The sequence below is a fragment of the Sporomusaceae bacterium genome, from assembly GCA_031460455.1.
Lineage (GTDB): Bacteria > Bacillota > Negativicutes > Sporomusales > UBA7701 > Anaeroselena.
Genome location: JAVKTQ010000003.1, coordinates 253004 through 263581, shown reverse-complemented (window position 1 = coordinate 263581; position 10578 = coordinate 253004). Strand labels below are relative to the sequence as shown.

Below are 10578 nucleotides of genomic sequence, written 5' to 3'. Positions count from 1 at the left end.
GCGCCGGCATTATCGGCTGGCGGACTAGGTATCAGGTACCATTGTTGGATTCACGGCCAGGAACGGTACCTGTTTTTCGACGAGGGCCGCTGGTTTGCGGAACGGGTTGGAACTGCCCGACCGTTGCGGGAGGGCGAGGGACGGTAATTACTCCGGCCCCTCCTTATCGATCAGGGTCGGCAGTCCTGGCCTCTTCATCCAGGTATCGGCCGCATACCTCGCAGACCTTCAGTCCGTTCTGGTCAACCGTCGGAGCGTGCTGGTGATTCAGTCGAGAAGCATCCGTGCTGCCTGTCTTTTGATGATCACGTAACGGACACCATCCGGGCGCTTGTATATCAGCAAAAAGATACTGCTGCCCACAGATGGGCTTATCCGCTTTAGCGCACCACAAAACGGCAAGTTTTCGCGGTTCCTGACAATGTTCACATTTCCGCTGTGGAGTGTAACATTTATCCATTGCCTTCCTCCTCCAGTACCCCATACTTCTGATGGCGATGTCGTCTTAACTTCAGCACCGCCATTGCGCGCCGGCGGCGGCTGACGCGGCCTATCTTTGTCATCAGTCAACCCTCCCAATAATCCGGGCAGGTACCCGCCGCACGCCCCACTCTCTGGCCTCGCGTACGGCGGTCATGCCCACGAAGATGTCGATATGGTCCGGGCCCCGGACGGCGGCGCCGGTGTCCAGGATCGTCACCAGCCCGACGCCGGCGACGAATATTTTTGTACCGGCCGGGTAGTGCTCCGGATCGGCGGCCGCTACGCGCCAGGCGTCGGCGTCGGTCAGGCGGTACCCGGCGGAGGTGATGCCGTACGCGGGATGACCGGGGGCTTTGCCCGTCGATTCGGGGCCGGCGGTGTAGGCTGTGACCTTCATCACCCGGGCGCCGCCCCGGCTGGGCCCCGGTGTCGTGTTGACGCGCAGGGCCCGCTCCAGGACGTCGATGCGCTCGTGAGCCTGCTGGGCCAGCGCCGCTTGCTCCAGGACGACGGCCGCCGTGTGCATGATGATGGGGAATATGTAGACGGCGCCGGCCAGCAGCAGGCAGTTGGCGACGATGAGGGCGACGAGCAGGAAGCGCCTCATCGTGAGCCGTCTTTCCGGCACGGTTGAGCACTATTGCAGTTATGGGCCTTGTTCTCTTCGCAGCTCGCGCAACAACCAGAGGCATTGTCATCGGCATGCACGCAAGCAGGCTTGACCGGCTTTTCACAGCCGGGGCACACCGCGCCACCGACGTTTTTTACTTCGGGCTGCACATATAGCTCGTGCGTCCCGTCCATCAGTTGAAGCTCCTCCTCAGAGATTTCGTAGCCCAGCCGTTCGAGGTAGCTGTACAAAGTTGCCAAGGCCGGACTACCCGTATATGCCCCCTTCCAGTTATAGAGATTCGCCTGGCCAGGTTCCACGGCGATATAGGCCGCTACTAGCAACGTCCGTTCGGGTGAGGCATCGAACTTCTCGGCCACGGCATGGGCCGTAAACTCGTCCTCGTCGAACTCGTCCTCGTCGGCGTCTTCGGGAATTTCGATTCCCAGCATTGCGCAGACTTTGTCATCATAGCGCCAATCGGCATCGTTGTTTATCAAAGCCCACAGCGCGAACGCCATAATATTCAGCCTGTCGCCCTGGCGGCCCGCGTACCCCTTAACGAACGCCTGCCGCAACTCATACGCTTGTTTATTCAGCGCGTCGAGCCGGGTGCGGCGCTCCTGCTCTTCAGGGGAAGGTCCGGTGTATGCTGGCCTCTGCGGCTGCCCCTCTGCATCAGTCAGTAGTTGGACATAGCTACCAGACACCATGAAATAATATTTCTTTTCGCCGGCGTCAACCGGTTTCGCGACCTTCTTGGGATTATCGCAGGAATACCACTCCACTGTACGCAGCCTGTCACCTTTTTCAACCCGAACAGCGAACTTTTCAAGCTCCGTGATCAATGCGGCCTGGTTCTTCTCTCGCTTCTCCGCATCGAGGGCACTTTTCAATGTCCACTGGAAGTCGGCCGTCCCGACTTTCTCCAAGACCTTGTTTTTCATCTCGACGCTGCTGATCTTGTCCAGTTCGGCGTAATCGGCAAGCGTCGCCCCGCGCGCCACCGACTTCTTGAACTTATCCCCGTCCAGCTCCAGCAGCTTCACACGGCGGCGAATCGTGCTCCCCGAGAACCCGGTCAGCTCCGCGACGCTATCGACCGTCTCTCCGAAGTTCAGCATCATCTGGAGCCCCTGGGCCTGCTCCCAGATGGTCAGGTCGCTGCGCTGCATATTTTCCAGCAGCATGGTTGCCACCTGGGTCTTATCGTCCATGACGGAGACTACACACGGCACTTCCTCCAGGCCGGCGAGCTGCGCGGCCGCCAGGCGGCGGTGACCGATCACGACACGCCAATGAGTTTCTGATGAACCAGGAGCTGCAACAACCGTCAGGTTCTGTAAGATGCCCTGGGCTTTAATGCTCTCGGCCAGCTCGGTCAGGTCGCCCAAATCTTTGCGGGGGTTGTCGGGGTGGGGGGATATCGCATCTATTCGGATATTGGTAATCATGGCTTCTCCCTTCAAAACATCAAATTGGCCTTCTTGACCATGAATTTTGGCTGACATATACTTTAAGAAAAGGAGTTGAATGGTATGGCCGGCGGAATTATGACTCCTGCGATTGAACGCAAGCTCGGAGAATACCGGGCGAAATACGGTACTGACTTCCTGCTTTGTCTTGCCGAGGCCCCGGCCAGCGACGAGGCCGCCCGGATCGCCGCCATAGATCGGCAGATTAAGGCCGGCGTGCCGCAGGAACCACCAGAAAAGATAGATGGTTTTTACTGAACCGCCGAATAGGCGGTTTTCTTATGCTTATCGGTCCCCCATCCCCGGCATCAGCGCCGGCATCTCGTTCCGTTCATACGCCGCTGCGATCTGCGGTACCGCCCACTGACCGACCGTCTGACCGTTCGGCAGTAGCGTCGGCGCCAGGAATTCATCGTCGAAAGTTACGATGCCGCTCTCAATGGCCTCCAACTTCGCCTTGATCAGCAGTGCCATCGCCCGCCACCGCTGCCGGCAGGCCTGCTCCCAGGCGGTTTGGGCTGCAGCAGGACTCCGCCTGGTACGCCGCTCAGGCGTATAGACGAATTCCGGCGCATCCTGGGCCGGCATCGGCAGGAGGAATCGACACATACGGCCGTTTGCCTTAAACGTCAGCATAGCGTTGGCACCTTCCCAGGCGTAGCCGAAGCCCTGGGCTCCGTATCGGCGCAGTGTGCGCTCGATCTCGCCGCGGGAACGGGATTCGTCGACGTTGGTATTCTCCGCGTAGCGGGTCACGACGCCGCCACCACCGGATGCACCGTCATGAACCGAACCGGAATACCCCGCATGCTCGCCCAGCAGATTTCAGCCAGGCAGCCCTCCGACGTCCACCACTCGCCATGCACCCAGAGCTCGTCACAGCTGGCCAGCAGGGCGAAACACATTTCCATGCCCCTGGTCTGGTTGAACGTCATTGGGTCGACGAAGCAGAATGCGTGAATCGGGGACATCGGGATAATGTCGCTGCGCTGCGCGTATTTGCTGCAGATCGCGGTAGCCTTGTTGATATTATCCTGGAGCTTGCCGCCGCGCAGCGGGTGGGCGATATAGACGCGGCGGGGGCGAATAGCAGGACGGCTAATCGGCCCGTCGCTGTTATGGAATGACTGAATGATCTGCTGTACGGCTTCATCGTCCGAGATCGTCGGCCGTCCGCCAATCTCCAGCATGTCGGCCAGTTCGGCCGGTGTCGGCGTGTGCGTGTCGGCCACCAGCAGGTCGCCGGCGACGATCGGCGTGACCGGCTCCGGGGTTGTCGGTTCGCCGACTATTGCCATCGTGGGGCCTGTTACAACTCCGCCGGCCGCGGCCGCCTGCTTGTCGTCCTTAGGCTGCACGTCTGTGCCCCCCCCCAGAGACGTTCCCCGGCTTTGTATTTTCGGGGGCGACAGGCTTTGCCGAATAGCGGTTCTTCTTCAGTAGCTTTACATTCTTGCGCCAGCACTCGTTGTAAATCAACGATTCTTTGACACGGAACCCCGGCGCAATCTCCTTGGCCGTCATCCCCACGGCGGCGCATTTGTCCAAAACTTCTTTGGTGATATCGCCGCGTTCCGAAGGTTCGCACTTGATTATCGCCTGACGGGGATCCATTTGCCCCGACAAAACAGCTTCGTGGAATTTCATGGTCTTATTTCCCTCCTCCGGCAGTTTAATGCCGTACTGCTTCGCCTCTTCGAGAGACGCGAGCTTGATAGCCGCAGCCATTTCGTCGTCCTCCATCGTGTCGTCATCTTCCAGCTGCTCCAGAACAGCCTCCGGGTCATCATCCGGCGAGTTGGCAATCGCCTCCTGGCGGATGCGGTTTCTCTTGGCCCGACTGAAGCAGAACAGCTCCGCGATCTGTGCCAGGGGCAGGCCAGCCGTTAGCAGCCTCGTCCGCAGTTCGTCGGTTAGCTCCTCCTGCGGTACCCGACGGCAGCCTTCCATCATCTGCGCCGGCGTCCAGCCGAGATCCAGAGCCTCATCGGGCGGCGGGAAATAGCCCTGCGTCACGCGGCAGGCGCTAGGCACTGGCGCCAACGTGCGGCCCTTGGGCGGTACCGGAATGCCAAGTCGATACGATTTGATTGATTTACGGCCAGACATAGACGATCACTTCCCGTCAAAATAGGTTGCAGCCAGATCCGCCATATGTAGGGCGGTGATGAGCGGATACTTTTTCAGAGCGGCGGCCAGGGCTTGTCCACCCGCGTATTGTCGTGCCGCGTCGTCGAAGCCGGCCATGTGCCAGCGAATAGCCATGATCTCGTCGCCGGTCAGCGGCATGTGTCGCATGGCCAATATGACGCTCTTCTCACCATGACCGAGGGGAATTGTATCCTCGATGGCGTAATACGGCACCTTTTCCCATTGGCCGGTTTGTTCATTTTTAACGTTCCGGGTGCTGACGGTGTAGAAATCGGCCTTGCAGATATCGTGGAGGAGGGCGACTAGGATTCTGGTGTCTTGCTTAACGCCGATCAGCGCCGGAAACTGGCAGTAAATCAACTCCAGGTTGTGAAATACCGCCAGGCTGTGCTCCAGTAATCCGCCCTCGTGAGCGCCGTGGTATTGGGTGCTGGCGGGGGCCGTGAAGAAGTCGGTGGATTCTAACCAGCTGGCGAGATCAGTTCTGCCGGGCCGGCCGGTAGAGGCCAGGAGTTCAAGATAGCGTTTTCGCATTGGCCGCCCTCCCTGCCAGTATCTCTTCAATGACTCGGGCCTGGCCGAGGGCATGTCCCGAGCCGGCGGACACAAAAACAGCGGCGAGCTGCTTTAGAGTCCCTGTCGAATATCCCTGCCAGGTCGCCAGGTGGTGCCGGCGGGCGTATTCGTAACCGCTGTCAAAATCTTGTTGTTCCATATGCGCCTCCATTGACTGATACCGCGGTGCGTGGTACGATATCAGTAGATTCATGTCGTTAGGCTGCTCTTGTGGCAGTCTTTTTCTTTTTCTCGTTGAGTCTCCGTGCCAGTCGCTCGGCTATCCTCAGGGCGACTTTTGCTTTGCGCCGGTACCGGCGCCGGCAGTCGGGGTCATCGACCAAGGCAAGCAGCTGCTGATATGCCTGGACGACGCGCTGCTGCTCGCGGAGCCGGATTGCGGTGGTGCGGATAGAGGCCATCGTGATTACCTGCCCTTCTTTATAACTGACCAGGTTCTATCAGTCGGCTTGTGTGTGCCGCGCGGCGCGCCCGGATGCTCTTTGAAATACCACCGACGCTGCATCGTTCTTCGCATTGATGCCACTTCTATGCACCTCCCCTCGGTCGATTTCTAACCGCCTGCACCGCTGACACCGTCGCCATTCCCGGTTGAATATCCGAATGCGGCGCCACCGGTGCAGGCCAATCCAGCAGAGCACCTTCGCCCATAACGGGGGACGGTTTTCGGCTGGGGTCGGCGAGAATGTCGTCGTAACGCGCACCTTTCTGCTCATCTCCACCCTCCTACCATCCAGGCCAACCAGATCAGCACACCGGCAAGTGCTACCGGTCCCCATCGGCCGGCTAACCAGAACAGCAGGCGCCGGCAGTTGATAATCACCCAGGCAACCAGGCGGGCGTCCCTGCTGGCAGCCCACTGCTTGTCCAGTTGGATACGAACTCGAGTCATTTGCAAGACCTCCTTCCTACTCGTTTATGACCCTCAGTCGGCCAAGGTCGCCTACGGGCTTGTCCCGGCCGTACACCTTCAGCACGGCACTAGACGCTTGCACCCGAGATTCGGTGGCAATCCATGCCCTCAGTTCGTCCTCAGGGAAAAACACCCGACCATCCAGCTTGATTGACGGTATACGCCTTTTCTTTGCCAGCCGGTAGAGTTTGTGTGCAGACATCCGGCTGGAGGTCGTAAAGAATCGCTGGATAACCTCGTCAGCCGTTAGCAACATGCGGCACTCCCCCTTCTTCAGTCAACTTAACTTTAGTTAAGTGTTCAGGCAAAATAATAAAATCCCAGAAGTTCATCCGCTGTTGAAAGCAAAAAACTGCAAAACCGCCCAAAAGTTCTGCCCCAGCATTCGCACCCTTGTTTTTCATGAATTTATGTATATGCTGGGGGGTTACGCCGAAGGCCCGGGCGGCCTGAGAATAATTGCCTTTAAAGCTGGTTTGAAGCAGTTCGCCGAACTTTTCTTTGTTCAGTAACACCTATCTCCCTCCTTTCGACAAGAATTACGACATTTTTTTACTAAACTTTAGTTAATTCGACTACAGTTTAGCATCGTAAGAAAAACATGTCAAGCACTAAGTTTAAATTTAGTTGAATTTTACTTTACATTAGTTTATACTATAGTTGAAAAGCACTTAGGAAGGTGTGAATTATGTTAGCTTTCGATAAAAAAAAGCTGTCCGAATTGCTAGTAAAAGCACAAGGACACCGTACAAGGGAAGCATATGCAAACGAGGCTGGAGTTAGCTTGCCGCAAGTATCAAAATTTATAAAAATGGAGGTTGATGGTCCACCTCGACCTAGCACCCTTTCCAAATTAGCCTCGAAGGCCCACAACGAAGTTACATATGATGATCTTATGGTTGCGTGTGGATATTATGGGGAAGAGAAAAAAGAATACACCAACGAGCAACTTGAAGCTGGATATTTTAGGGTTATGAAAGAAGCAAAGGAAAAAGGATTCAGCCCCGACGACGTACGACTCGCTGTAGATTTTTTGGAAAGGGCAAAAAATCGCGACAAATAGTATGGATACAAGGTTCTGGGATAAAAGCACTTTATACAGAAATGTCGATCGGTTAATGGAGCGCCTTGACGCTAGCTATATCGATCGCTGTTATCCTGTGAACTCGATTCTCCTTGCGCAACAATACTGCAACAACCCGATAATCGAAGAATTAGACTTACAAGATATATGCGGCATCTTGTTTAAGGGGAACCGACACACCTCAATATGCCTTAATCTCAATCGTGACGATGCAATGCGGAACTTTGATTGCATGCACGAGTTGATTCATTATACCTTTCATGACTCCGACGAATTCTTATGCTATGGCGGCACCTCCAAAACCATCCCCCAGGATCCTTTCCTGGAGTGGCAGGCTAACGAGGGCGCTGCCCAGGCGCTACTACCTTTTCAAATATTTATACCGATGTACATACTGTTGTCAAGGCAAGCTGCCCAAAGCTACGTAGAACTGGAGGACGTAATTCCCCAGTTGGCTCGACATTTCAATGTTTCTCGAACCGTTATACAAAATCGAATCGGCAGCCTACAGTATGAAATCAGTCAATATCTAAATGGTACACCCATTGAGGCTATCGCAGTATTATCAAAAAACAAGATGGACAAGGCTGGCATATCGAAAAACCTTTCCACAAAAAAGACTTATTGCATAAAATGCCAGGCTCCGGTAAAAAGATTTCATCGGTTTTGCTCGGCTTGCGGTACCGATCTATGCATAAACCCTGATTATAAAACACTCAAAGGAGTTGGGTATGTGATTTACGACGGCATCGAAGTAGATTCATCCGGCAAGGCGCTTATGTGCCCTCGATGTGGGAACGAAGAGATTCATCCCGAAGGTGAATACTGTAAAATTTGCGGATCATACTTAGTAAACAAGTGTAACGGTTACGAAGAAAATGAAAGATGGCACGAGGGCTGCGGCGCCGTTTTGGATGGCAACGCTCGCTTTTGCCCGCACTGCGGAAAACTATCTGAGTTTTATGACCGCGACCTTCTAAAAAACTGGAAAAAAGTCGTTGAAGAAAGCCAACAGGTATTCCCCGACGAAGAAATCCCATTTTAGGAGAGGAGGTACCCCAGCATGGCTTCCGTTGAAAGGCGGGGTAAATCATGGCGCTTGATCGCCTTCCTGGGTTACGACGACCTGGGCAAGCAGGACAAGCGCACCATGACCATCCCGGCCGAGGGCGTCAGTAAGCATGAAGCCCAAAAGCAGGCTAACGAGTTCGAGACCGAAGAACTTAAAAACAAGTCGATCAATGACCGCAACATGACCTTCGCCAAATTCATCGACTACTGGAAGGAAAACTATGGTTCCAAAGAGTCGGAGCGTAGCATCACCACCCAGGAACGTGACGACCAACTCCTCGTCCGGATCAAGAAGGCGCTCGGCGAAATTCGACTGCGAAAACTGGAACCGAAGCACATCCTGGCTTTCATTAAGAACCTCGAAGAAGAAGGCATGCGAATGGACACCCCGGGCGAAGGAAAGCTATCAGATCGGTCTGTTCAGATGCACTTCAAGCTGGTGTCGTCGATCTTGACCAAGGCGGTGAAGTGGAAATTCTTGAAGGAGAATCCCTGCCGGTCGGTAGACACCCCCAGGGCAAAGTCGAAGAAAATCCCGATCTATGACGAGCCGACCCTACTCAAGTTCCTCCATTTGCTCCTTACAAAAGCCAAACTGAAGTACCAGGCATTCTTCCTGCTGGGGCTCACGTCCGGCCTCAGACGAAGCGAAATCCTCGGCCTAAGGTGGAAGGATATCGACTTCGAAAAATCGTTCCTGCGCGTCAACCAGACGGCCGTCAGAGCTAAGGGGAAAGGCATCGCCTACAAAGACGAAACTAAGACCGCCGAATCGGCCGCGCCGGTACCCATCTCGCCCGTCACCCTTTCGATTCTGCTTAAGCTGAAAGATGAACAGGATCAGCTCAAAGAAAAAGCCGGCGACGAGTGGGCGAATAAAACCGGAATCCTGTTCAGTACCATTGAGGGGCGGCCCATGTTACCGTCCAGCTTCGGCCACTGGATCGAGAAGTTCTCCACCAGACACGGCCTGCCGAAGATTAGCCCCCACGCGTTCCGGCACATGGCGGCCACCTACGCCTTGGATCGCGGCTTCGACCTCAAGTTCGTTTCTGACTTCATCCGTCACGCCGATATCGGTACCACCGGGAATATCTACGCTCATGTGCTGCAGCCGAAGAACCAGCAGCTGGTGGCCGCTCTGGACGACCTGGTAAAGGCAGCCATGAAAACGCAACAGCCACCAGATCCCACGCATACAACAGAATCACCCATGATCCAGTGAGTTTATTTTTTGCACATCTTAATCCCCAAAAACAATCCCCAAGGCATGTAAAAAGCCCTCCACGAAAACCGTGGAGGGCTTGATAACACTCATGGTGCGCCCGGCAGGAATCGAACCTGCGCACCCGGCTCCGGAGGCCGGCGCTCTATCCCCTGAGCTACGGGCGCGTTTATCGTTGTGCGACAGATAGTATTATAACACACCGCCGACCCTATGTCTAATGAAACAGGACAAGTTTTTTTGCCAGTTATTACTTGGGTACGGCCGGCGTCTCGCAGTAGGGGCAGGTCTTCCAGTCCCTTCTAAGTTCCTGGCCGCATTTTTCGCACTTCGGTTTCAAGGTATACCCGCAGTAAGGACAGGTCTTGAAATCGTCCTTCACCTTACCGCCGCACATCGGGCAGTTCATCGTCTCCTCTACCGGCACGGCGTCGATGTCGATAACCTCGGCCGGCCGTTTCGCGGCCTTCGGCTTGCGGCCGAATACGAGGTAGAGCGGGAGGAAGAGGATCATAAAAGCGAACGTGCCCAGCGCCCACATCAGGGATGTGCCCGTTTCGTTACCGAGGCGGCGCGAGTCGTTAAATACCCAGTAAGCGGCAAAGGCGGCGATAAGCAAACTGATCGTCATCCACATACTATGTCTCCCCCTCATGTGAAGGCAAAATACCTTCTTCGATTATAGCACCCCGGCAGCCACACAGGCAATATAAAAGCCACGCCAGGAGGCGCGGCTCATATTCGTCCCACGGTCACGGCACGGCGGTCCAGAAAAGCAGCGACAGGATCAAAGCGGTGCCGATACTTTGCAACAACAGTCTGCCGATATCGCCGAATGTCGCTTTCATTCTTTCACCACCCTTTCCGCCGACGGCAATTTATATTTTAGCAGAATATACAGATAATTTCAACAGTTTTATTGTTATCTCCCGGCGCTGGCAAGCTCGTAGCCGCTGTAGTATATTAATAGTGTACGCAATAAGGAGTTGA

Annotated in this window: 15 protein-coding genes and 1 tRNA gene; 4 read left to right on the top strand and 12 right to left on the bottom strand. The window is 55.3% G+C overall.

Translation table 11 applies throughout. The annotated features are described in order from the left end of the window. Positions 1–562: 562 nt before the first annotated feature. On the bottom strand, positions 563–1090 hold the full coding sequence (locus tag RIN56_08005) for a 3D domain-containing protein (GenBank protein MDR7866750.1): 528 nt from the start codon (positions 1088–1090) through the stop codon (positions 563–565). After that, a complete protein-coding gene (locus RIN56_08000; protein MDR7866749.1) occupies positions 1087–2604 on the bottom strand; it encodes a ParB/RepB/Spo0J family partition protein in 1518 nt (505 codons plus the stop codon). Before RIN56_08000 ends, RIN56_08005 begins: the two co-directional genes overlap by 4 nt. A gap of 27 nt (positions 2605–2631) precedes the next feature. Here RIN56_08000 and RIN56_07995 point away from each other — a divergent pair, with 27 nt between their 5' ends. Then, entirely contained in the window at positions 2632–2826 is a 195-nt protein-coding gene (locus RIN56_07995; GenBank protein MDR7866748.1) for a hypothetical protein, read from the top strand. 27 nt (positions 2827–2853) lie between these two features. On the opposite strand, the gene RIN56_07990 is transcribed toward RIN56_07995, so the two are convergent. The 8 genes from RIN56_07990 to RIN56_07955 form a co-directional block, all read right to left on the bottom strand. Continuing rightward, positions 2854–3324, bottom strand: coding sequence for a hypothetical protein (locus RIN56_07990; protein MDR7866747.1), 471 nt, complete (start codon positions 3322–3324; stop codon positions 2854–2856). Then, entirely contained in the window at positions 3321–3926 is a 606-nt protein-coding gene (locus RIN56_07985; protein MDR7866746.1) for a DUF4406 domain-containing protein, read from the bottom strand. Before RIN56_07985 ends, RIN56_07990 begins: the two co-directional genes overlap by 4 nt. Further along, positions 3916–4584, bottom strand: a complete 669-nt coding sequence (locus tag RIN56_07980) for a hypothetical protein (GenBank protein ID MDR7866745.1) — start codon at positions 4582–4584, stop codon at positions 3916–3918. The genes RIN56_07985 and RIN56_07980 overlap by 11 nt, the downstream gene beginning before the upstream one ends. A 99-nt stretch (positions 4585–4683) precedes the next feature. Continuing rightward, positions 4684–5253, bottom strand: a complete 570-nt coding sequence (locus RIN56_07975; GenBank protein ID MDR7866744.1) for a hydrolase — start codon at positions 5251–5253, stop codon at positions 4684–4686. After that, complete coding sequence (locus tag RIN56_07970; protein ID MDR7866743.1) at positions 5234–5434, bottom strand: hypothetical protein; 201 nt, start codon at positions 5432–5434, stop codon at positions 5234–5236. The genes RIN56_07975 and RIN56_07970 overlap by 20 nt, the downstream gene beginning before the upstream one ends. 58 nt (positions 5435–5492) lie before the next feature. Further along, complete coding sequence (locus RIN56_07965; protein MDR7866742.1) at positions 5493–5696, bottom strand: hypothetical protein; 204 nt, start codon at positions 5694–5696, stop codon at positions 5493–5495. Positions 5697–6007: 311 nt separating this feature from the next. Beyond that, positions 6008–6187 (bottom strand): hypothetical protein, encoded by a 180-nt coding sequence (locus RIN56_07960; GenBank protein ID MDR7866741.1) that lies wholly within the window; start codon positions 6185–6187, stop codon positions 6008–6010. 260 nt (positions 6188–6447) lie between these two features. After that, complete coding sequence (locus RIN56_07955; protein ID MDR7866740.1) at positions 6448–6723, bottom strand: hypothetical protein; 276 nt, start codon at positions 6721–6723, stop codon at positions 6448–6450. A gap of 173 nt (positions 6724–6896) precedes the next feature. On the opposite strand from RIN56_07955, the gene RIN56_07950 reads away from it, so the two are divergent. The 3 genes from RIN56_07950 to RIN56_07940 are packed head-to-tail and all read left to right on the top strand — an operon-like array spanning position 6897 to position 9588. Beyond that, positions 6897–7271, top strand: a complete 375-nt coding sequence (locus RIN56_07950; GenBank protein MDR7866739.1) for a hypothetical protein — start codon at positions 6897–6899, stop codon at positions 7269–7271. A gap of 1 nt (position 7272) precedes the next feature. Beyond that, entirely contained in the window at positions 7273–8337 is a 1065-nt protein-coding gene (locus RIN56_07945; GenBank protein MDR7866738.1) for an ImmA/IrrE family metallo-endopeptidase, read from the top strand. 18 nt (positions 8338–8355) lie between these two features. Next, positions 8356–9588, top strand: a complete 1233-nt coding sequence (locus tag RIN56_07940) for a tyrosine-type recombinase/integrase (protein MDR7866737.1) — start codon at positions 8356–8358, stop codon at positions 9586–9588. 92 nt (positions 9589–9680) lie between these two features. On the opposite strand, the gene RIN56_07935 is transcribed toward RIN56_07940, so the two are convergent. Beyond that, positions 9681–9755 (bottom strand) — tRNA-Arg (locus RIN56_07935). An 83-nt stretch (positions 9756–9838) separates the two neighbouring features. Beyond that, a complete protein-coding gene (locus RIN56_07930; GenBank protein MDR7866736.1) occupies positions 9839–10225 on the bottom strand; it encodes a zinc ribbon domain-containing protein in 387 nt (128 codons plus the stop codon). Between the last annotated feature and the right edge of the window lie 353 nt (positions 10226–10578).